This window comes from Bacillus sp. FDAARGOS_527 (assembly GCF_003812125.1).
Lineage (GTDB): Bacteria > Bacillota > Bacilli > Bacillales > Bacillaceae_G > Bacillus_A > Bacillus_A paranthracis.
The window spans coordinates 657,166-677,995 of sequence record NZ_CP033795.1; the positions used below are offsets into that span (position 1 = coordinate 657,166).

The 20,830-nt window shown below is 36.4% G+C and carries 24 protein-coding genes and 1 other annotated feature; of the genes, 15 read left to right on the plus strand and 9 right to left on the minus strand.

Translation table 11 applies throughout. The annotated features are described in order from the left end of the window. Positions 1–7: 7 nt before the first annotated feature. Positions 8–526 (plus strand): hypothetical protein, encoded by a 519-nt coding sequence (locus EGX95_RS05760; protein WP_000410671.1) that lies wholly within the window; start codon positions 8–10, stop codon positions 524–526. A 63-nt stretch (positions 527–589) separates the two neighbouring features. On the opposite strand, the gene EGX95_RS30255 is transcribed toward EGX95_RS05760, so the two are convergent. From EGX95_RS30255 to EGX95_RS05770, 3 genes are all read right to left on the minus strand, one after another. Further along, positions 590–739, minus strand: a complete 150-nt coding sequence (locus tag EGX95_RS30255; protein WP_000744620.1) for a hypothetical protein — start codon at positions 737–739, stop codon at positions 590–592. An 18-nt stretch (positions 740–757) separates the two neighbouring features. After that, entirely contained in the window at positions 758–931 is a 174-nt protein-coding gene (locus tag EGX95_RS05765) for a hypothetical protein (RefSeq protein ID WP_000343560.1), read from the minus strand. Between the two features lie 73 nt (positions 932–1,004). Next, the gene (locus EGX95_RS05770) at positions 1,005–2,366 is read right to left on the minus strand and encodes an MATE family efflux transporter (protein WP_000665524.1); all 1,362 of its coding nucleotides are present in this window, start codon (positions 2,364–2,366) and stop codon (positions 1,005–1,007) included. 187 nt (positions 2,367–2,553) lie between these two features. On the opposite strand from EGX95_RS05770, the gene uppP reads away from it, so the two are divergent. Further along, entirely contained in the window at positions 2,554–3,345 is a 792-nt protein-coding gene (gene uppP, locus EGX95_RS05775) for a bacitracin resistance undecaprenyl-diphosphatase (protein ID WP_000796248.1), read from the plus strand. A gap of 28 nt (positions 3,346–3,373) precedes the next feature. Here uppP and EGX95_RS05780 read toward each other — a convergent pair whose 3' ends face one another. Both EGX95_RS05780 and EGX95_RS05785 read right to left on the minus strand, forming a co-directional pair. Next, positions 3,374–3,961 (minus strand): thioredoxin family protein, encoded by a 588-nt coding sequence (locus tag EGX95_RS05780; RefSeq protein WP_002027315.1) that lies wholly within the window; start codon positions 3,959–3,961, stop codon positions 3,374–3,376. Between the two features lie 33 nt (positions 3,962–3,994). Further along, positions 3,995–4,426, minus strand: coding sequence for a YrvL family regulatory protein (locus EGX95_RS05785; RefSeq protein ID WP_000503433.1), 432 nt, complete (start codon positions 4,424–4,426; stop codon positions 3,995–3,997). A 162-nt stretch (positions 4,427–4,588) separates the two neighbouring features. On the opposite strand from EGX95_RS05785, the gene EGX95_RS05790 reads away from it, so the two are divergent. Both EGX95_RS05790 and EGX95_RS05795 read left to right on the plus strand, forming a co-directional pair. Beyond that, positions 4,589–5,008 carry a MarR family winged helix-turn-helix transcriptional regulator gene (locus EGX95_RS05790; protein ID WP_000081439.1) on the plus strand — a complete coding sequence of 140 codons (420 nt, stop codon included), beginning with the start codon at positions 4,589–4,591 and terminating at the stop codon, positions 5,006–5,008. A gap of 136 nt (positions 5,009–5,144) precedes the next feature. Then, positions 5,145–5,300, plus strand: a complete 156-nt coding sequence (locus tag EGX95_RS05795; protein WP_000184931.1) for a hypothetical protein — start codon at positions 5,145–5,147, stop codon at positions 5,298–5,300. Between the two features lie 22 nt (positions 5,301–5,322). Here EGX95_RS05795 and EGX95_RS05800 read toward each other — a convergent pair whose 3' ends face one another. Continuing rightward, positions 5,323–6,558 (minus strand): dicarboxylate/amino acid:cation symporter, encoded by a 1,236-nt coding sequence (locus tag EGX95_RS05800; RefSeq protein WP_000814796.1) that lies wholly within the window; start codon positions 6,556–6,558, stop codon positions 5,323–5,325. Positions 6,559–7,552: 994 nt separating this feature from the next. Between EGX95_RS05800 and EGX95_RS05805 the strand changes: the two genes are divergently transcribed. Next, positions 7,553–8,896: a TrkH family potassium uptake protein gene (locus EGX95_RS05805; protein ID WP_000454133.1), complete on the plus strand. Its 1,344-nt coding sequence runs from the start codon at positions 7,553–7,555 to the stop codon at positions 8,894–8,896. A 33-nt stretch (positions 8,897–8,929) separates the two neighbouring features. Here EGX95_RS05805 and EGX95_RS05810 read toward each other — a convergent pair whose 3' ends face one another. Then, positions 8,930–9,322 (minus strand): imidazole glycerol phosphate synthase, encoded by a 393-nt coding sequence (locus EGX95_RS05810; protein WP_001997037.1) that lies wholly within the window; start codon positions 9,320–9,322, stop codon positions 8,930–8,932. Between the two features lie 112 nt (positions 9,323–9,434). On the opposite strand from EGX95_RS05810, the gene ytfJ reads away from it, so the two are divergent. Together ytfJ and EGX95_RS05820 are read left to right on the plus strand one after the other, a co-directional pair. Next, positions 9,435–9,896 (plus strand): GerW family sporulation protein, encoded by a 462-nt coding sequence (ytfJ, locus tag EGX95_RS05815; RefSeq protein ID WP_001993741.1) that lies wholly within the window; start codon positions 9,435–9,437, stop codon positions 9,894–9,896. 114 nt (positions 9,897–10,010) lie between these two features. Continuing rightward, positions 10,011–10,100, plus strand: a complete 90-nt coding sequence (locus EGX95_RS05820) for a hypothetical protein (RefSeq protein WP_000608225.1) — start codon at positions 10,011–10,013, stop codon at positions 10,098–10,100. A gap of 362 nt (positions 10,101–10,462) precedes the next feature. Here EGX95_RS05820 and EGX95_RS05825 read toward each other — a convergent pair whose 3' ends face one another. Then, a complete protein-coding gene (locus EGX95_RS05825) occupies positions 10,463–10,702 on the minus strand; it encodes a YkuS family protein (RefSeq protein ID WP_001062580.1) in 240 nt (79 codons plus the stop codon). Between the two features lie 125 nt (positions 10,703–10,827). Further along, positions 10,828–11,067, minus strand: coding sequence for a DUF3911 family protein (locus EGX95_RS05830; protein ID WP_000752502.1), 240 nt, complete (start codon positions 11,065–11,067; stop codon positions 10,828–10,830). A 415-nt stretch (positions 11,068–11,482) separates the two neighbouring features. Between EGX95_RS05830 and ilvE the strand changes: the two genes are divergently transcribed. The 8 genes from ilvE to leuD all read left to right on the plus strand — a co-directional run bounded on the left by ilvE (position 11,483) and on the right by leuD (position 20,557). After that, a complete protein-coding gene (gene ilvE, locus EGX95_RS05835) occupies positions 11,483–12,379 on the plus strand; it encodes a branched-chain-amino-acid transaminase (RefSeq protein WP_001005497.1) in 897 nt (298 codons plus the stop codon). 16 nt (positions 12,380–12,395) lie between these two features. Continuing rightward, positions 12,396–12,624, plus strand: a binding site (T-box leader). Between the two features lie 72 nt (positions 12,625–12,696). Further along, entirely contained in the window at positions 12,697–14,397 is a 1,701-nt protein-coding gene (gene ilvB / locus EGX95_RS05840) for an acetolactate synthase large subunit (RefSeq protein WP_000095851.1), read from the plus strand. Continuing rightward, complete coding sequence (ilvN, locus tag EGX95_RS05845; RefSeq protein WP_000822948.1) at positions 14,394–14,903, plus strand: acetolactate synthase small subunit; 510 nt, start codon at positions 14,394–14,396, stop codon at positions 14,901–14,903. The genes ilvB and ilvN overlap by 4 nt, the downstream gene beginning before the upstream one ends. Before the next feature lie 26 nt (positions 14,904–14,929). Further along, complete coding sequence (gene ilvC / locus EGX95_RS05850) at positions 14,930–15,940, plus strand: ketol-acid reductoisomerase (RefSeq protein ID WP_001151717.1); 1,011 nt, start codon at positions 14,930–14,932, stop codon at positions 15,938–15,940. Position 15,941: 1 nt separating this feature from the next. Further along, positions 15,942–17,462, plus strand: a complete 1,521-nt coding sequence (leuA, locus tag EGX95_RS05855; protein WP_000809579.1) for a 2-isopropylmalate synthase — start codon at positions 15,942–15,944, stop codon at positions 17,460–17,462. Between the two features lie 77 nt (positions 17,463–17,539). Then, on the plus strand, positions 17,540–18,604 hold the full coding sequence (gene leuB / locus EGX95_RS05860) for a 3-isopropylmalate dehydrogenase (protein ID WP_123805467.1): 1,065 nt from the start codon (positions 17,540–17,542) through the stop codon (positions 18,602–18,604). After that, entirely contained in the window at positions 18,604–19,998 is a 1,395-nt protein-coding gene (gene leuC / locus EGX95_RS05865; RefSeq protein WP_000518108.1) for a 3-isopropylmalate dehydratase large subunit, read from the plus strand. Before leuB ends, leuC begins: the two co-directional genes overlap by 1 nt. Further along, the gene (gene leuD / locus EGX95_RS05870) at positions 19,976–20,557 is read left to right on the plus strand and encodes a 3-isopropylmalate dehydratase small subunit (protein ID WP_000433210.1); all 582 of its coding nucleotides are present in this window, start codon (positions 19,976–19,978) and stop codon (positions 20,555–20,557) included. Before leuC ends, leuD begins: the two co-directional genes overlap by 23 nt. Positions 20,558–20,830: the final 273 nt, after the last annotated feature.

The window sequence follows — 20,830 nt, forward strand, 5'->3', positions numbered from 1 at the left end:
TATCATTATGGAGAAGGGTGAGAGTATTACGAAGAAAAGAATAGTAATCATTTCTCTATGTATCGTTTTTGGACTGTTTTGGTCATATAAAGAAGAAGTTTTTGCTAGCTATAAACCAATTGATCAGTACGGATTAAATAAGGAATTAAAGAACAAAAGTATAGAAACTTTAACTCATAATGAAATGAAAAAGGTAGGAGAACATTTTGTGACCGAGCAACTATCAGTTTTTGAGTTTACTAATAAAGAAGATGTGAAACGAAAAGGTGAAGAACTATTTTTAAATAGAGGGTATGAACAATTAATGAAAAATTATTATCCAAATCGTTTTCAGGATTTAGAGTATAAATTTATAAACGGAGAGATACGTGAAGTGACGGATGGAAGTTTTCTCTATCAAACTGTAGTGTACGTGGCGGGTACTGAAAATGGTAAGAGAAGCGAAATGAAATTGAATTATGAAATGAAAATTGTAAAGGTTAATTATACATTTAAGGTATTAGAACAAAAACAGTACGTACAATAAAGAGAAATATGAACCAGTACCGTAAATAGCGGTATAAAAAATCCCCCAGTTCTTTGAGGGATTTTAAAGATTTTCATTTTGTTGACCAAGTTCTTTTTGAGCAATATATAAATTTCCTTGCTCGACTTGTTTCTGAGTAAGAACCGAATCACCTGCATACCCTTTTTCTGTTTTCACAATTCTTTTTGAACGATTGGAATTTTGTTTCTTCATATAATAAATCACCTTCCATCAAAAATAAACGAAAATGATAAGCACAAGCAATACAGCGGCAAAAATGGTAATCCCCATTAAAAACGAAGTGTTTTTATATTTAGGTTGTTTATGTACATCTTGCCGATATCCAGGTGAAATTTCAGGGGCGAATTCTTCGTCGAATGATTGCTTTTTTTCTTTTTCGTCCATATGTATCCACCTTTCTTTTTCATTATGTTATACGTTACAAGAAAAAATATGCATAAAGAAAACAACCGCTATATTATGAGCGGCTGTTTTGCGTTGTATATTTTCTCTGAACTTGAAAGAGACGGATAAGGAGGAAGGTTGCTCCAAATGCTAGACCGATAATAAGACCGATCCAATATCCTTTTGCTGCCCAATCAGTATAGGTTGCTAATATGTAACCGAGAGGGAGACCAATTACCCAATAGGCGATTAATGTCATAATTAAGGCGACATTTACATCTTTATAACCACGTAGTGCCCCTTGTACAGGAGTTGCAATTGCATCTGAGATTTGAAATAAAATCGCAAATATAAGAAATTCTTTTGCTAAATGATGAACTTGTATATCTGTCGTATAAATAGAAGCAATTTCATCATCAAAGAAGTAAAGAAGAATGGAATATAATAGGGCGAATGCAAGTGCTAAGCCAATCCCGATAAATCCATATTGTTTTGCATTATTATATCGTTTCGCTCCAACTTCAAATCCAACAGAGATGGTCATGGCCATTGCTAAACTTAAAGGAGTCATATATAGCAAGGAAGCGAAGTTCATAGCTGCTTGATGAGCTGCGATTGTTGTCGTACTAAAATTACTCATCATAAGTGTTACTGCAGCGAAAATACTCGTTTCAAAAAAGATAGCAAATCCGATAGGGACGCCAAGTTTTAAGAATTCTTTCCAACTAGAAAGAGAAGGGTGATATAACTGTTTAAAAATATGGAAAGATGCAAAAGGCTCTTTCGTACGAATAATCATAACGGTAATAATTAAAATGCACCAATAGGTTGCTGCAGAAGCAATTGCTGCTCCGACACCACCGAGTTTTGGAAAACCGAAGTTACCGAAAATTAATACATAATTTAATACTACATTAATTGGTAATGATAGTAATGTAATGATCATCGTTGTACGAGTTTTTCCTAATGCATCAATAAATCCGCGTAAAACTGTGTAAGTAAATAAAGGGATAATTCCAATTGCAATAATACTTAAAAATTGTGCTGCAATACGTTCTACCGGTTCTTCTAATCGCATGCCATTTAAAATAGGTGTAACAGTAAAGAAACCGATAAGGATAACAACGAGGCTAGCGAAAATGGCTAAATATACTGCCTGTATGACAACGTGAGGAACATCTTCTTTTTTCTTGGATCCAACGAGTTGCGCAACAATTGGAGTTGTAGCCATCAAAATACCTGTTAATCCCGTACTAACTGGAATCCATATACTCGTTCCGATAGCAACCCCTGCTAAATCAATAGGGCTTGCATGTCCTGACATTGTTGTATCAAAAAAGCTCATTGCAAATAATGACATTTGCGTAACAAAAATCGGGAAAAATAGTAATACAAATTGCTTTAATTTTTGTGAGAATGTACTAGTTTCTTTCATAAAATCCCCTTTCTACGTAAAAAAGAAAACTCTTACTATCATACAATTTAATCAAAAAATAGAAAAGGAATAAGCTTATTAAAACTACGGTTTGACTATAAAAAAGGATGCACTTTGAAAGGGGATAAGGTATTATGGTAAGGTATGAAAAAATTACATATTATTAGTTATTAAGGAGGCACTACTCGTGGCTGATTGGTTAATTGGAATAATCATGGGTGCTGTTGAAGGTTTAACAGAGTTTTTACCAGTTTCATCAACAGGGCATATGATTTTAACAGGTCATTTACTTGGATTTGACGATGAGAGAGCGAAAGTTTTCGAAGTTGTTATTCAATTGGGATCGATTTTAGCAGTTGTAGTTATATTTTGGAAGCGTCTATGGTCTTTAGTAGGTATAGGGAAAGTAACAGACGGACCATCGTTAAATTTATTACATATTATTATCGGAATGATTCCTGCCGGCGTACTTGGCGTATTGTTCCATAGTGCGATTAAAGAAGTTTTATTTGGGCCAGGCCCAGTTGTCATTAGTTTAGTAGCCGGTGGTATTTTAATGATTGTTGCTGAGAAGTTTTCAAAACCAAGTACAGCAAGAACATTAGATGAAATCACATATAAGCAAGCATTTACAATCGGAATGTTCCAATGTTTAGCACTTTGGCCAGGATTTTCTCGTTCTGGTTCTACAATAAGCGGTGGTTTATTAGCTCGCGTGTCACATACAGCGGCAGCTGAATATACATTCATTTTAGCAGTACCAATGATGGTAGCTGCAAGTGGCTTAGATTTAATTAAAAGCTGGGATATATTAAGTGCGGCTGATATACCGCTATTTGCAACGGGATTTATTACGGCGTTCGTCGTTGCAATGCTTGCAATTGTTTCATTCTTAAAATTATTATCTCGTGTAAAACTAACACCGTTTGCTTACTACCGTTTCATTTTAGCTGCGGTATTCTATTTCTTCATTATGTAATAAAAAACTGCCGAGTTCGGCAGTTTTTTTATTTTACTAATTTTTCCATCATGCTTTCCATTACATGTTCCCAAAGAGAAGTGTCATCAGCTAATGTGGCACGGAAATTAGCGTACATTTCTTTTTGTTTCTCTTCGAATGTTGGATCTTCTTTTTCAGGCAATGTAGCGCGCATTGAAGTTACTAACTCTTGTACTTTTGGAGCACGTGGTCCCCAAACGGCTTGTTCGTTTCCATCTTTATCAATGAAAATAAAGATTGGAATCGCACGTGCTGTTCCGTTTGTTAAATATTGATCCATTAATTCTAAGTTTTCATCGCGAATTAATAATGACATATCAATATTTGCAACTTCAGAAATTCGTTTCATAACAGGTACGCATAAAAGAGCATCGCCACACCAATCAGCTGTTAATACGATAACACGCCAGCCATCATTTTGACGTTCTTCTAATACAGGAAGTAATTCATTTGGAATTAAAAAATTATTGTAAATGTGAAGTAACTCGTATTGATTTACTTTCATTTCATTCACATATGTATCAAAGGACATACCTTTATCAGCCCATTTTTGTAAGTTCATAAGTAACACCTCTTTAGTATGATTTGTTTTCATTGTACCAATTTTTATATAGAAAAGCTTGTATTCTTACTCTTTCTTGTCACTTAATAATTTACTTAATAGGAAAAAGAATAGTACGACACATAATTCAGCTATGTTGGATAGTTGCACGCTCTCTATCCAATCGTCAGCGGTATGAATGACGAACCAATCTAGCGTAATTTCAATGATTGCGAAAAGAGTAATAGAAAGCCAATTTGGCATGTTTTGTGTCATTGGATATAGCAGTGCCTTGAAAAAACCGAAGATGAAAAATATAATACCGTCTAAGAAAGTAATTAATAAAAAAAATAGAAGTAAGGCAGTGCGCGACCGATACTCTACACCAGTAATATGAAAGATTCCTACATATATAAAAAATATAAATGCAAAAATTACAATGAGGAACAGAATAACAAAACCAATGATCAAAGTTTTATCTTTTAGATTGAAATTCGAAAATTTGTCTTCTTCACCCACTATCCCAACTCCTTTTTTTGGAAATTTAACTTCATTTTATCATGAAATATCTATTAAAAAACTACGAATTATGGGGAAATAAGGTGACAAAAAGTAAGATTTCATGTAAAATTATTAATAAGGTTTTTATTTAATCAAATGAAATAAAAGGGGCTGTCAAAGTTGTCTCAAAATCGAGAGCAATTAATGGAAGAACTATCGACAAATGTTTTTGCTATGTTCCGCACGTTGCGTAATGATATTGGAAAAATATTTGGTGGTTACATACCGTGGAATGAGTTCATCGTCCTTAGAATATTGAATCGTACGAATAAAGAAATGGTATCACGTGTGGCGAATGAGTTAAATGTGTCGAATAGTCATATTACAGCTGTTACAGAAAAATTAATTAATAAAGGTTTTGTAACTCGTTCACGTTCTACGTCAGATCGCCGAGTTGTATACTTGGAGATTACTGAACAAGGAAAAGATTTAGTTGCAAAAATGGAAGGTGCAAAAAAACAATATTTGCAAGAAAGATTTTCTACGCTCTCAGAAGAAGAAATGAATATAATGATATCTATTTCTAAAAAACTTATTTAAGTCATTACAAGTAAGAAAACGCTTACACCTCGAAAAAGAAGACTTTCCTTATATGAGGAAGGTCTTTTTTCGTATGTAAAAGATTATAAAAAAGAAAATATGTAACATACTACTAATAAAGGAAGGGGGCAGAAATATGACAAATCGAAATGGTAGTAAAGGGAGCGGAAATCAAGGCTCACCGAAATCAGGGCAATTTCAACAAGAGTTTAGTGCAGAATTTGAAACTGGTAACGATAATAAAGGAAAAGAATATCGTTCGAAAAAGGGAAGTAAATCAAAAAAGGAGTGAATCATTTCACTCCTTTTTTGATTTAAGATGCGGCAGATTGATCTGTATTATATTTTTCTTCTGATTTTGCGACAATCATTGCGCAAATTGCATCACCAGAAATATTTACAGCTGTTCTTGACATATCTAGAATGCGGTCAATACCGATAATTAAGGCAATACCTTCTACCGGTAGATTTACTTGATTTAAAACCATCGTCAGCATTACAAGCCCAACACCTGGTACACCAGCAGTGCCGATACTAGCTAGTACAGCAGTTAATACGACTACAGCTAGTTGGGAAATAGTAAGTTCAACGCCGTATACTTGAGCGATAAATACAGTTGCTACACCTTGCATAATGGCAGTACCATCCATATTAATTGTTGCACCTAGTGGTTGTACAAAAGAGCTAATTGCTTTTGGAACACCAAGCTTCTCTTGTGCGGTTTTCATTGCAAATGGAAGAGATGCATTAGAACTAGATGTACTAAATCCAATCGCCATTACTGGTCCGAAATGTTTAAAGAAACGGACAATGCTTTCTTTTGCCAATACTTTTAATAAGCCACCATATACGAAGACACCGTGAATAATAAGTACTAGCATAACGACAATCATATACTTGAACATCGCAGCGACGCCTGCAAGACCCATTTTACCAACGGATGAAGCAAGCAACCCAAATGTTCCGATTGGAGCTAATTTCATAACGAGATTAACGAGATACATCATTAATTCGTTGCCCTGTTCAAGTAATGAATGAATACCTTGGACACGATTTCCTAAAATAGCTATACCAAGTCCAATTAATACGGCAAAGGCAATAATTTGTAACATGTTTCCATCAGCCATCGCTTTTGCTGGATTATCTGGTACGATATTTAGCAATGTATCGACGAAAGATGTTTCGGTTTTTGCACCTTCATATTTAAGCCCTTCGGTTTTAAAATTACCACCAGATCCTGGTTGTATAATCAGTGCAAATGTAACTGCAATAGAGATGGCAACGGCTGTAGTTACAAGAAAGAATGAAATTGATTTTAAACCGATTCTTCCAAGTTGCTTCGGGTCCCCAAGACCAGCAGCTCCAAGTACGATAGAAATGAATACAACAGGGACAACTAGCATTTTAATGAGGCGAATAAACAATTGACCAAGTGGATTGAACACATATTGATTTAATGGTTCAAAAATGGATGGTGCAGCTAAATTTAAAGTGAGTCCGACAATTAAACCGAGAAATAATGCAATTAAGATTGCTTTTGTTTGTTTCAATAAAACCCCCTCCTTATCTTTGTGAAATTACTTTCTACATTAATTGTACCGAAAAACTACCTATTTTGACAATATTTTCTGAATATTTCGTACAAAAAGTATCTATTTAAATATAGATTGCTTTTACTAAAGTAAGCAGAAAAAGCTAAATAAACTATTTAGAAAACAAAATAGACCATCACATAGGATGGTCTAGGGAAGGGGACAATTTATGTCAATTTAATTAGGGATGGAAGTTGTTCAAGACACTGGGGAATGTCTTATAAATTAGGGAGGAACAACTTCGATACATATACTATAAAATGTGGATGTGACGCCCGTGTGAACATAGAGTGAAAGAGAGAGGGAGTTTTAAATAGAAGATAGAAAGACAAAAAATAAGACCATCACATATGATGGCCTAAGGAAGGGGACAATTTATGTCAATTTAATTAGGGATGGAAGTTGTTCAAGACACTGGGGAATGTCTTATAAATTAGGGAGGAACAACTTCGATACATATACTATAAAAGATAGATGTGACCGGGGTGTGAACATAGAGTGAAAGAGAGAGGGAGTTTTAAATAGAAGATAGAAAGACAAAAAATAAGACCATCACATATGATGGCCTAAGGAAGGGGACAATTTATGTCAATTTAATTAGGGATGGAAAGCTGTTCAAGACACTGGGGAATGTCTTATAAATTAGGGAGGAACAGCTCCGATACATATACTATAAAAGATAGATGTGACCCCTATGTGAACATAGAGTGAAAGGTATGAGGATTTAAGCAATGATACATATAAAATGATTGTTGTGAGAGTTATAGAGTAAGGGTACTTATAATAGAAAGAGTCTTTTCATAAATGAAGTGAAGTTCGAGTATAAATAAAAGTTGAAAACTATGAAAAAAAGGATTATGCTCAACTATATTATAAGAATATAAGGTTTATCCTGCTATTTAAGGTTTTTTATAAGCCTTTAGTTATGAGGGGAAAAAGGGAGCTAGTGAATATGGAAGTAACAAAAAGACAAAGGCTGTATAATCGTATTATACGATTAAATCCACCACAAATATTAGCATTAGGTTTTTTCTGCTTAATTGTGGTTGGTGGTTTGTTATTAAAGTTACCATTCGCAACGAAAGTACATATTAGTTGGGTAGATGCTTTCTTTACGGCAACATCAGCAGCAACTGTAACGGGGTTGGGAGTAGTAGATACTGCAAGTACGTTTACGATGTTTGGCGAAATTGTAATTATGTTTTTAATTCAAACGGGCGGTTTAGGTCTTATGACAATTGCCATTTTAATTGTTTGGGTATTAGGTAAAAAAATCGGATTACGTCATCGCTTATTAATTGGAGAGGCATTTAATCAGACAAATATAGGTGGTCTCGTAAAATTAGTAAAACGTGTCTTTATATTTTCAATTTGTATTGAGTTTATTGGAGTCATCTTTTTATCATTTCGTTTTATTCCAGAGTTTGGCTTTGGAAAAGGTGTATACTATAGTATTTTTCACGTAATCGCATCTTATAATAATGCTGGATTTGCTCTATGGCCGGATAATTTAACAAGGTATGTAGGCGATCCGATTATTAATATTGGGATTTGCTCTTTAATCGTAATAGGCGGTCTCGGATTTACCGTACTAATTGATATATGGTATAGCCGGAGTTTTCGAAAACTATCGCTTCATTCCAAAATCATGATTATTGGAACGGTAGCGCTAAATGTGATAGCGATGATTGTGATTTTTGTATTGGAATATAATAATGTGAAGACGTTAGGGAATTTACCGTTAAATGAAAAGTTATGGGCTTCTTTTTTCCAAGGGATTACTCCTCGTACGGCTGGATTTAATACAGTTGACTACGGGGGAATGGAAGAATCATCTATATTATTTACGATGGTTTTAATGTTTATTGGTGCAGGAAGTGTATCAACAGGTGGAGGGATTAAATTAACAACGTTTGTTATTTTAGTTACATCTGTTCTTTCTTTCTTTAGAAAGAAAGAGGAAATCGTATTATTTCAGCGCACAATTAAAATGTCGACAGTAACGAGAGCATTAGCAATTGCCGTTGCTAGTCAAATCCTTATTTTTGCAGCAGTATTTATGTTAATGCTTACAGAAGACTTCAGTTTTATTCAGTTACTATTTGAAACAATTTCAGCGTTTGGAACAGTAGGATTAACGATGGGAATTACTGCAAAGTTATCAGCGTTTGGAAAATGTATGATTATGTTTGTTATGTTTTGTGGATTAATCGGACCGTTAACACTTGTATTTTCTTTAGCGCGACCAGCAAAACAAAAAATTAAATATCCGTCAGAAGATGTATTTACAGGATAAGGTATCTCGCATAAGCGAGATACCTTTTTCTTTTTAAAAGAGGGAGAACAATAAGCCGATAAGCGCTACTCGGAATAAAATTGCAATGAGTGCTGCAATTCCACCGACAATCGCAGCGATACCACCAGTTACAGTAGCTCCGCGGTTATAAGCGTAAATACCTAGTAGTACAGAAACAAGACCGAATAATGTTGGGAAGGTGAAAAGTGATAAGATAGATAAGGCAAGAGCGATAAAGCCAGCCGTTGATCCAGCAGCAGACGATCTTACATCATCTTTATGTTCCTTCTCATCGTAATCATAATCAATGCGCTGTGGTGCAACCTCAGCTGCATATTCTTCTTTATAGTCACTATAATCACTATCTATTCTATCTCTTTTTTTATACTCATCAAATTTCTCAGTCAAAGTCATGACTCCTTTCATAACAAGGTTCAATAGTAGTATGTATCTCTTTTTCCTTTTTATCCGAGTATGTACAGGGAGTAATATCCATTTAAAAGGTGAAGATTGTTTTTTTGAAATAGGAAAAGTTAGTATGACTTCCTCTATTTTGGAAAGTATAAAAAAGAATAATGAGGAAAGGGTGCAATACATAATGGAACATCCAATTGAAAATTTAATGAAAACAGCAATGACAAATTTAAAAGAGATGGTAGATGTAAATACGATTGTTGGAAGTCCAGTTTCAACAGCTGATGGAAATGTAGTATTAACAGTATCTCAAGTGGCTTTTGGTTTTGGTGCCGGTGGAAGTGACTTTAAAGGTGATTTTATTTCCGAAAAACATAATAACGGACAAGGGCAGCATAAAGAGAAAAAGCAAGCTCATCCGTTTGGAGGCGGAAGCGGGGCTGGGGTTTCTATTAGCCCAGTTGCTTTTTTAGTAGTTGGTTCTAACGGTGTGCAAGTATTGCATCTCAATAGTAGTACACATTTAATTGAAAAAGCTTTAAATACCGTACCAAGCACTGTAGATAAATTTGTAAATGGTCGCTAAAGGTGAACTTGCATTTTTTAGGAATTATGATATATTAGAAAAAGTGCGCTTTAGGATGATCGGAATAATTGAACTGTAAATATATATGATGTGTGGAATAAGGGAGAGGAATTTATGATTAATATCAAAAACTTAGTGGTTGGCTTATGTATGTTAGTAAGCGGCTTTGTTGTATATGTAATAAAAGAAAAAGCTCCATTCTAAAACAGACAAACCGTTACTGTCTGTTTTTAATTTGTGAAAAATGTTGACAAGTTATTGTATCGGTGTTAAAATTTTAATTCGTGTCTCGGTTACAGCTAGTGTAAAGTAAATAAATCTTATAAATATAATACGAAAAGTTTGCGAAAGATCGGGTAGTTTTACCAACAACTTTTGTGAACAAACCCTATAAATTATAATTATAGGCTTTATAGGTATACTAGTGAATCAAGGAGCGGTCAGTGGAACCGTAATGATGAGAGAGAGGTAGGGCTTTCATCCAGTATATGTTACTTTCCCGTTAGGTGAATATAAAAAAGAGGACTCCTTTTCAAAAGGAGTCCTCTTTCTTTTTTGTATTGAATTTAAATGCGGCTCTCAACTTGCTGGCAAATTTCATCTGTTGTTAAACCGTGGGCGTTAATTACCGATCCTTTTATTGATGTATCTGCAATACCCATCATATTAGAATCTTGCCCAGTTACAACGCAACAGTCGCATCCTTGTGCGTCATGTTCCGAGTTAATTGTAATGACTTCATGCCCCTGTTGCTGAAGAGCTTGTTGGACATCTGTTAACGAATTTTCAACACCAATTTTAGCCATAATTCTCACCTCCTACCATCTAGTTGTTAGTATGCTCAAGTTCATCGTATATATTTATATAAAGACGGTAGGAAGCGTATATTTATCTGTTATTTACGGGTAGTCTGATTAAAGTACGACTTTATTTAGTCGTTATATACACCAGTAAGCATTTGGCTTACGAATTGATCGTTTAAAGTATCTTGGGCGGAAGAAGTATTTGAATGGATGTCGATTGAAGCAATAAAATTATTATGTTCTTTATGATTTGGTTCTACCTCTACATAATTATCAAATTTACAAAAACCTTTCGTATCCATTAGATCAAATAGTTGAAGCATCTCTACTACCTCTTGTCTCGTTCCTTTAATTTGTACACACGCCATATTGATTTCCTCCTTCATTTTGACAAATTGTTTTTTTTAAATAGGATTATGATTCCGAAATGAAAAATATGAATGTTATTTTTAGACAGCGTTATTTTTATTATTTTCCCCCTTTTTCAGCAAAAGTCGTTATATATTCCCGAATTTATAAAAACGGACGTCCGTTTATTGAATACAATAGATTCGTATCAATTGACGAAAATCCTTCTTTTAAACAAATATTTTTTTAATGGAAATTGACGAAAAAATTTTTTTGACTTTTTGTAAACGTTAACAATGTTGTTAAATCAATATAATTAAAGATGTACGTACGAATAAAAATTATAAATTTTCTAAAAATTCACTTGATTTATTTAGAAAGGAGAGTAAACTAGGAAACAATAAAAAATTCATAGAACATAGGAGGCGCTTTCCAGTGAACGAGCAATGGATTTTCTTAAATGGAGAATTTGTTCCAAAAGACGAGGCAAAAGTATCAGTATATGATCATGGTTATTTATATGGAGATGGAGTATTTGAAGGAATTAGAGTTTATAGCGGTAATGTTTTCCGTTTGAGAGAGCATCTTGTCCGGTTATATGAATCAGCAAAATCCATCATGTTAGAAATTCCATATTCTTTAGATGAAGTAACGAATATTGTTGTTGAGACGATTCGACAAAATAAATTATCTAATGGATACATTCGCCTAGTTGTATCGAGAGGAGCAGGAAATCTTGGGTTAGATCCTGATTCTTGTAAAAAACCGAATGTAGTAGTAATTGCAGAGCAACTATCTTTATTCCCACAAGAATATTATGAAAAAGGGATTCCAGTTGTAACAGTTGCAACGCGCCGAAACCGTCCAGATGTATTGTCGCCTCAAGTAAAATCTTTAAATTACTTAAACAATATTTTAGTTCGCATCGAAGCGAAATTGGCTGGAGTACAAGAAGCGCTTATGTTAAATGATCAAGGATACGTAGCTGAAGGCTCAGGGGATAACGTATTTATTGTAAAAGGAAATAAATTAATTACACCACCAAGTTCTGCTGGAGCGTTAGAAGGCATTACACGAAATGCTATTTTAGAAATTGGTGAAAAACTTGGATATGACGTTAGAGAAGAGTTATTTACAAGACATGACGTATATGTAGCTGATGAAGTATTTTTAACAGGAACAGCAGCGGAAGTAATTGCTGTTACGACAGTAGATGGTAGAACGATTGGTTTAGGGCAAACGGGTCCACATACGAATCGTTTATTAGAAGAATTCCGAAAGTTAGTTATAGAAGATGGAGAGAAAATTTACGAAGAAAATAAAGTTGGATAACAACTTTTTATAACATAAGAAAGCGTTGATAGGGAGGAGTAGTTGATTGTGAAGCCTCACAGAGAGTCGGTGGTTGCTGGAAACCGATGGTTCACGTCGACGAACATCGCCCTTGAGTGCTAAGCTGAAGCATTTGTCTAGGCTTAGACGGTAGCTCCGTTATTAGCTAGACTCATTTTATGGGTCACTGAGGCAAGAGTATTCTTGCAAAGAAGGGTGGTACCGCGAAATCTTTCGTCCCTTCAGCACATAGCTGGAGTGTGGACGTAGGATTTTTTTTATTGATAAAAGTTTTTAAAAGGGGGCTTATAAGAACAATGTCTTCAAAAACGGAAGAGAAACTGGCAACTGGTGCACAGCTATTGTTAGAAGCGCTAGAAAAGGAAGGAGTAGAAGTGATTTTCGGTTATCCTGGTGGTGCTGTTTTACCTCTTTATGATGCACTCTATGACTGTGAAATTCCGCATATTTTAACGAGGCATGAACAAGGTGCTATTCACGCTGCTGAAGGGTATGCCAGAATTACTGGCAATCCAGGGGTTGTCATTGCAACGAGTGGACCAGGTGCTACAAATGTGATTACTGGTCTAGCAGATGCGATGATTGATTCATTGCCACTTGTTGTATTTACAGGGCAAGTAGCAACAACGTTAATTGGAAGCGATGCTTTCCAAGAAGCGGATATTATGGGGCTTACGATGCCAGTGACAAAACATAACTATCAAGTGCGAAAGGCTTCAGATTTACCTCGAATTATTAAAGAGGCATTTCATATTGCTAGAACAGGAAGACCAGGCCCAGTCGTTATTGACCTTCCGAAAGATATGGTAGTAGAGCAAGGCGAACGATGTAGTGATGTGCAAATGGATTTACCAGGATACAACCCTAATTATGAACCGAATCTACTGCAAATAAACAAATTATTACAAGCAATTCAGATTGCAAACAAGCCATTAATTTTAGCTGGAGCAGGTGTATTGCATGCGAAAGCTTCAAAGGAATTAACAAGTTTTGCTCGTAAATATGAAATTCCTGTTGTGCATACATTACTTGGTCTTGGTGGGTTTCCACCAGATGATGAACTATTTCTAGGGATGGGAGGAATGCATGGTTCTTACACAGCTAATATGGCGTTATATGAATGTGACTTACTCATTAATATAGGCGCTAGATTCGATGATCGTCTTACTGGAAATTTAGCTTATTTTGCGAAAGAGGCGACTGTCGCGCATATCGATATTGATCCAGCAGAAATCGGGAAAAATGTACCGACTGAAATTCCTATTGTTGCAAGTGCTAAGCAAGCGCTCCAAGTATTACTTCAACCAGAAGGAAGGAAAGAAAATCATCATGAGTGGATCTCTTTATTAAAGAATAGAAAAGAAAAGTATCCATTCTCTTATAAACGAAATTCTGAAAGTATTAAGCCTCAATATGCAATTGATATGTTATATGAAATTACGAAGGGAGAAGCGATTGTAACAACAGATGTGGGGCAACATCAAATGTGGGCAGCCCAATATTATCCGCTGAAAACTCCAGATAAATGGGTAACTTCAGGAGGACTAGGAACGATGGGCTTCGGATTTCCAGCAGCAATTGGTGCCCAAATTGCAAAGCCTGATGAATTAGTTATTGCAATTGTTGGTGACGCTGGATTTCAAATGACTCTGCAAGAATTAAGTGTGTTAAAAGAACACTCTTTACCTGTTAAAGTATTTATTTTAAATAATGAAGCTTTAGGAATGGTAAGACAATGGCAAGATGAATTTTATAACAAAAGATATTCGCACTCTTTACTATCGTGTCAACCAGATTTCGTTGCTCTTGCGAATGCGTATGGCATAAAAGGGGTTCGCATAGATGATCCACTTCTTGCAAAGAAACAATTGCAGCATGCAATTCAATTACAAGAGCCAGTTGTAATTGATTGCCGTGTACTTCAATCAGAAAAGGTAATGCCGATGGTTGCGCCAGGGAAAGGTGTTCACCAAATGGAGGGAGTGGAAAAAAGGTGAAGAGAATTGTTACAGCAACAGTTCGAAATCAAAGTGGTGTGTTAAACCGAATTACAGGTGTTATGACACGAAGACATTTTAATATTGAAAGTATTTCAGTAGGTCATACGGAATCATCGGACATATCGCGGATGACGATTGTTGTACACGTTGAAAATGAACAGCAAGTAGAGCAGTTAATTAAACAACTTCATAAGCAAATTGATGTTTTGAAAGTATCAGATATTACAGAAGAAGCGATGATTGCAAGAGAACTCGCACTTATTAAAGTAGCAACATCAGTAGCAAGAGCAGAATTATACAGTTTAATTGAACCGTTTCGAGCCGCTGTAATAGATGTTGGGAAGGATTCCATAGTTGTGCAAGTAACAGGTACGCAGGAAAAAGTAGAAGCATTAATTGAATTACTTCGTCCATACGGTTTGAAAGAAATTGCAAGAACAGGGGTAACAGCCTTTACGCGTAGTATGAAAAAACAAGATAAGCAAGTTATGTTAATTCAATAATCATTTAAATATAGGGGGAAATGAAAATGGCAAAAGTTTATTATGAAAAAGATGTAACGGTAAATGTATTAAAGGAAAAAAAAGTAGCAATCATTGGATATGGCTCGCAAGGTCATGCGCATGCGCAAAACTTACGTGATAAAGGATTTGATGTAGTAGTAGGTTTAAGAAAAGGGAAGTCTTGGGATAAAGCGAAAGAAGATGGATTTTCTGTATATACAGTAGCAGAAGCAGCAAAGCAGGCTGATGTAGTAATGATTTTACTGCCAGATGAACTGCAACCAGAAGTATATGAAGCGGAAATTGCGCCAAATTTACAGGCAGGAAATTCTCTCGTTTTTGCACACGGATTTAACGTTCACTTTGATCAAGTGAAACCACCAGCGAATGTAGATGTATTTTTAGTAGCACCAAAAGGGCCGGGACATCTTGTGCGCCGTACGTTTGTTGAAGGAGGAGCTGTTCCTGCATTATTTGCAGTATATCAAGATGCAACAGGAGTTGCGACTGAAAAGGCACTTTCTTATGCCGATGGAATTGGAGCGACGAGAGCTGGTGTATTAGAAACGACATTTAAAGAAGAAACAGAAACAGACTTATTTGGAGAGCAAGCTGTACTTTGCGGCGGAGTAACTGCGCTAGTAAAAGCTGGATTTGAAACGTTAGTTGATGCGGGATATCAGCCGGAACTTGCATATTTTGAATGTTTACATGAACTGAAACTTATTGTTGACCTTATGTATGAAGGTGGACTTGAAAATATGAGATATTCAGTTTCAGATACAGCGCAGTGGGGCGACTTCGTATCAGGGCCACGCGTTGTAACGGAAGATACGAAGAAAGCGATGGGTACAGTGCTAGCAGAAATTCAAGATGGTACATTTGCAAGAGGTTGGATTGCAGAGCATAAAGCAGGAAGACCGAATTTCCATGCGACAAATGAGAAAGAGAATGACCACGAAATCGAAGTAGTTGGACGTAAATTACGTGAAATGATGCCTTTCGTACAGCCGCGAGTAAAGGTAGGGATGAAATAATATGAAGCAGATTTTGTTCATGGATACGACGCTACGTGATGGCGAACAATCACCAGGAGTGAATTTAAATGAACAAGAGAAATTGCAAATTGCAAGGCAATTAGAAAGACTAGGGATTCATGTTATGGAAGCTGGCTTTGCAGCAGCTTCCGAAGGGGATTTTCAATCGGTAAAACGTATCGCGAATACAATTCAAAATGCTACAGTTATGAGTTTAGCTAGAGCGAAAGAAAGCGATATTCGAAGAGCATATGAAGCTGTGAAAGGTGCGGTATCTCCTCGTTTACACGTATTTTTAGCTACGAGTGATATTCATATGAAATATAAACTTTGTATGTCAAAAGAGGATGTGTTAGATAGTATTCATCGTTCTGTTACACTTGGAAAATCATTATTTCCAACAGTACAATTTTCTGCAGAAGATGCGACAAGAACAGCAAGAGATTTTTTAGCTGAGGCAGTAGAAGTTGCGATTCGTGCAGGAGCCAATGTAATTAACATTCCAGATACAGTTGGATATACGAATCCAGAAGAATATTATTCTCTTTTTAAGTACTTACAAGAATCCGTTCCTTCATATGAAAAAGCAATTTTCTCTTGTCATTGTCACGATGACCTTGGAATGGCTGTAGCAAATTCGTTAGCTGCAGTTGAAGGGGGAGCATTGCAAGTAGAAGGAACAATTAATGGAATTGGAGAGAGAGCAGGGAATGCGGCATTAGAAGAAGTCGCAGTTGCTCTTCATATTAGAAAAGATTTCTATCAAGCAGAGCCTTCTATGACGCTAAAAGAAATTAAAGCGACAAGTACATTAGTAAGCAGATTAACAGGTATGGTTGTACCGAAAAATAAAGCAATCGTGGGAGCGAATGCATTCGCTCATGAATCCGGAATTCATCAAGACGGCGTTCTAAAAGAAGTGACAACGTATGAAATTATTGAACCAGAGTTAGTAGGCGAATCTCAAAACCTATTTGTACTTGGAAAACATTCTGGACGTCACGCGTTTACAGAAAAAATGAAAGAGCTTGGCTATGAATTTACAACGGAAGAACGAGATGCAGTGTTTGAAGCGTTTAAAAAATTAGCTGATCGTAAGAAGGAAATTACTGAGGAAGATTTACGAGCACTTATGCTTGGTGAAGCAGCATTTGCGGCTCAGCAATATAACATTACGCAATTGCAAGTACATTTCGTATCAAATAGTACACAATGCGCGACAGTTGTACTAAAAGATGAGGAAGGAAATGTATTCGAAGATGCAGCTACTGGCTCTGGTAGTATTGAAGCGATTTACAATGCAATCCAAAGAATTTTAGGATTAGAATGTGAATTAGCGGATTATCGCATACAATCCATTACACAAGGTCAAGATGCACTGGCTCATGTTCATGTTGAATTAAAAGAAGGAACACATCAAGTATCAGGTTTTGGTGTTGCACAAGACGTATTGGAAGCGTCGGCAAGAGCATATGTCCACGCAGCGGGGAAATTGAAATCTTTTATCCAGCTTGTGAAATAAGTGTTTGATAGGTGAGAGGAGTTATTCTCACCTATCAAATTAAAGTTCTGAAAATTCAGTTAAAAGGAGTGTTGAAATTGGAAAAACGTATCGTTTGTTTAGCTGGTGATGGTGTTGGACCGGAAGTTATGGAAAGCGCGAAGGAAGTATTGCATATGGTAGAAAGGCTATATGGTCATCATTTTCATTTGCAAGATGAGTACTTTGGCGGGAGTGCTATCGATTTAAATGGGCAACCATTACCACAACGAACACTTGCCGCTTGTTTAGCAAGTGATGCGGTTTTACTAGGAGCAGTTGGTGGACCAAGGTGGGATAGTGCGAAAGAAAGACCAGAGAAAGGATTATTAGCTTTAAGAAAAGGACTCGGTGTATTTGCAAACGTTCGCCCTGTAACGGTAGAAAGTGCAACGGCACATTTATCGCCATTAAAAAAGGCTGATGAAATTGATTTCGTTGTCGTTCGTGAATTAACAGGTGGGATTTATTTTTCTTATCCGAAAGAACGAACCGACGAAGTAGCAACGGATACACTTACGTATCATCGCCATGAAATTGAACTTATCGTTTCTTATGCTTTTCAATTAGCGAGTAAACGGAAGAAAAAAGTAACATCTATTGATAAGGCGAATGTTTTAGAATCTAGTAAACTATGGAGAACTGTAACAGAAGAAGTAGCACTTCGTTATCCAAATGTTGAACTAGAACATATTTTAGTAGATGCAGCTGCTATGGAGTTAATTCGGAATCCAGGACGGTTTGATGTAATTGTAACAGAAAATTTATTTGGGGATATTTTAAGTGACGAAGCTTCCGTATTAGCTGGATCATTAGGAATGCTGCCGTCAGCAAGTCACGCGGAAAAGGGCCCTTCATTATACGAGCCTATTCACGGATCGGCACCGGATATTGCCGGGAAAAATAAGGCGAATCCAATTGCGATGATGCGCTCTGTTGCCATGATGCTTGGACAATCGTTCGGATTAACGAGAGAAGGGTGTGCAATTGAAGAAGCGATTTCAGCAGTCCTTAAATTAGGAAAATGTACAGCAGATATCGGGGGGACTGAAACGACAACTTCATTTACGAAGGCAGTAATGCAAGAAATGGAAGAGCAAGCGCTAGTAGGGAGAGGAAGATAATGGGGAAAAGGTTGCTAGATAAACTTTGGGAAAGACACGTAGTTGCGACAAATGAAAATGGATTAGATTTATTATATATCGATCTGCACCTTGTTCATGAAGTAACGTCACCGCAAGCCTTTGAAGGCTTGCGGCTTACAAATCGAACGGTACGCAGACCAGATTTAACATTCGCAACGATGGATCATAATATTCCAACGAAAGATGTTTGGAATATTACCGATCGCATTGCGAAGCAGCAACTAGATACACTTCGGGAAAATTGTAAACAATTTCAGGTGCCGTTAGCAGATATCGGAGATGAAGAGCAAGGGATCGTTCATGTTATCGGACCAGAACTTGGGCTCACGCAGCCAGGAAAAACAATTGTTTGTGGTGATAGTCATACAGCAACGCACGGTGCGTTTGGCGCGCTAGCATTTGGTATTGGTACGAGTGAAGTGGAACATGTATTGGCAACGCAAACGTTATGGCAAAGAAAACCGAAAGCGATGGGAATTGAGTTAAAAGGAAAATTACAGAAAGGCGTTTACGCAAAAGATATTATTTTGCATCTCCTTTCAAAGTACGGTGTAGCAGTTGGAACTGGATACGTAATGGAATTTTACGGAGAGACGATTCAGGCTATGGAGATGGAAGAGAGAATGACGCTTTGTAATATGGCGATTGAAGGCGGAGCAAAAGCGGGTATTATCGCGCCGGATGAAAAAACAGTTGCTTATGTAAAAGGACGTAAATATGCACCGAGAGACTATGAAACTTTCGAGAAGAAATGGTTTGAACTTTATACAGATGCAGATGCAATTTATGATTTACATATTTCGATAGATGTTACAGATTTAGCGCCATACGTTACGTGGGGAACAAATCCGAGTATGGGAGTTCGTATTGATGAGAAATTGCCAGAAAAACATGATGTAAATGACGAAAGAGCATTTTCTTATATGGGATTAAGCCCTGGACAAAGTACGTATGATATTCCAGTTCAGCATGTTTTCATTGGATCTTGTACAAATTCCAGGCTATCTGATTTAGAAATTGCTGCAGCTGTTGTGAAAGGGAGAAAGGTAAAAGAAGGTGTGCGAGCACTCGTTGTACCTGGATCGAAAAGAGTAAGGGACGCGGCGATGCAAAAAGGACTACATCACATATTTGAAGAAGCAGGATTTGAATGGAGAGAACCTGGATGTTCCATGTGTCTTGGAATGAATCCAGATCAAGTACCTGAAGGAGAGCATTGCGCTTCAACTTCAAATCGTAATTTTGAAGGAAGACAAGGAAAAGGAGCACGAACGCATTTAGTTAGCCCAGCAATGGCGGCAGCAGCTGCGTTATATGGTCATTTTGTTGATACAAGAAAGGAGAGTTATGATGGAGCCATTTCGTATTCATAAAGGTACTGCCGCAGTACTTATGAATAATAACATTGATACGGATCAAATTATTCCGAAGCAATATTTAAAGAGAATTGAAAGAACTGGGTTTGGAAAGTTTTTATTTGATGAGTGGCGATATGATAATGAACGACACGAAAACCCTAATTTCCCACTAAATGCACCAGATAGAAAAGGAGCAAGTATATTAATTACAGGTGATAATTTTGGATGTGGTTCTTCAAGAGAACACGCACCGTGGGCACTTGCTGATTATGGTTTCCGCGTAATTATCGCGGGAGGGTTTGCAGATATTTTTTATATGAATTGTATGAAGAACGGTATGTTACCAATTGTAATGGATAAAGAAATGCGAGAAAAGCTTGCCAAAACGGATGCAAGAGAACAAATAGAAGTAGATTTAGAGAATGAAGTAATTACAACAAGTACGCACAGGTTTCATTTTACAATCGAGAAAATGTGGAAAGAGAAATTATTAAATGGTTTAGATGAAATTAGTATTACAATGCAATATGAACAAGAAATAAAAGAGTATGAAAGAAGGATAGCTGTATATTAAAAGATAACGGAATATTTAAAATGTATTTACATTCAGAATTAAGTATTATATACTATGTAAAAATTAGAGGAGAAAGGGAGTAAGTATTATGAAAACAATGCAATCTATTAAAATGCTTACACAACTACATCATCATACATAAAGCCCTTGAACCTAGCGTGAAAACGTGTAGGTGCAAGGGTTATTCCCGTTGTACCTACACGCTACTAAAGAGCCTTGTAGGTATATTTTATCTACAAGGCTCTTTTTATTTTCGGTTTAGGTGCATGAAAT

Excerpts from the sequence above, each read along its gene's own strand:
- leuC (WP_000518108.1), top strand. The coding sequence starts at position 18,604 with ATGGGGAAAAGGTTGCTAGATAAACTTTGGGAAAGACACGTAGTTGCG.
- EGX95_RS05760 (WP_000410671.1), top strand. The coding sequence starts at position 8 with ATGGAGAAGGGTGAGAGTATTACGAAGAAAAGAATAGTAATCATTTCT.
- EGX95_RS05825 (WP_001062580.1), bottom strand. The coding sequence starts at position 10,702 with ATGGCTAAAATTGGTGTTGAAAATTCGTTAACAGATGTCCAACAAGCT.
- leuA (WP_000809579.1), top strand. The coding sequence starts at position 15,942 with ATGAAGCAGATTTTGTTCATGGATACGACGCTACGTGATGGCGAACAA.
- EGX95_RS05830 (WP_000752502.1), bottom strand. The coding sequence starts at position 11,067 with ATGGCGTGTGTACAAATTAAAGGAACGAGACAAGAGGTAGTAGAGATG.
- ilvC (WP_001151717.1), top strand. The coding sequence starts at position 14,930 with ATGGCAAAAGTTTATTATGAAAAAGATGTAACGGTAAATGTATTAAAG.
- EGX95_RS05795 (WP_000184931.1), top strand. The coding sequence starts at position 5,145 with ATGACAAATCGAAATGGTAGTAAAGGGAGCGGAAATCAAGGCTCACCG.
- EGX95_RS05820 (WP_000608225.1), top strand. The coding sequence starts at position 10,011 with ATGATTAATATCAAAAACTTAGTGGTTGGCTTATGTATGTTAGTAAGC.
- EGX95_RS05770 (WP_000665524.1), bottom strand. The coding sequence starts at position 2,366 with ATGAAAGAAACTAGTACATTCTCACAAAAATTAAAGCAATTTGTATTA.
- EGX95_RS05810 (WP_001997037.1), bottom strand. The coding sequence starts at position 9,322 with ATGAAAGGAGTCATGACTTTGACTGAGAAATTTGATGAGTATAAAAAA.
- EGX95_RS05765 (WP_000343560.1), bottom strand. The coding sequence starts at position 931 with ATGGACGAAAAAGAAAAAAAGCAATCATTCGACGAAGAATTCGCCCCT.
- EGX95_RS05780 (WP_002027315.1), bottom strand. The coding sequence starts at position 3,961 with ATGAAAACAAATCATACTAAAGAGGTGTTACTTATGAACTTACAAAAA.
- ilvB (WP_000095851.1), top strand. The coding sequence starts at position 12,697 with ATGTCTTCAAAAACGGAAGAGAAACTGGCAACTGGTGCACAGCTATTG.
- EGX95_RS30255 (WP_000744620.1), bottom strand. The coding sequence starts at position 739 with ATGAAGAAACAAAATTCCAATCGTTCAAAAAGAATTGTGAAAACAGAA.
- leuD (WP_000433210.1), top strand. The coding sequence starts at position 19,976 with ATGGAGCCATTTCGTATTCATAAAGGTACTGCCGCAGTACTTATGAAT.
- ytfJ (WP_001993741.1), top strand. The coding sequence starts at position 9,435 with ATGACTTCCTCTATTTTGGAAAGTATAAAAAAGAATAATGAGGAAAGG.
- EGX95_RS05805 (WP_000454133.1), top strand. The coding sequence starts at position 7,553 with ATGGAAGTAACAAAAAGACAAAGGCTGTATAATCGTATTATACGATTA.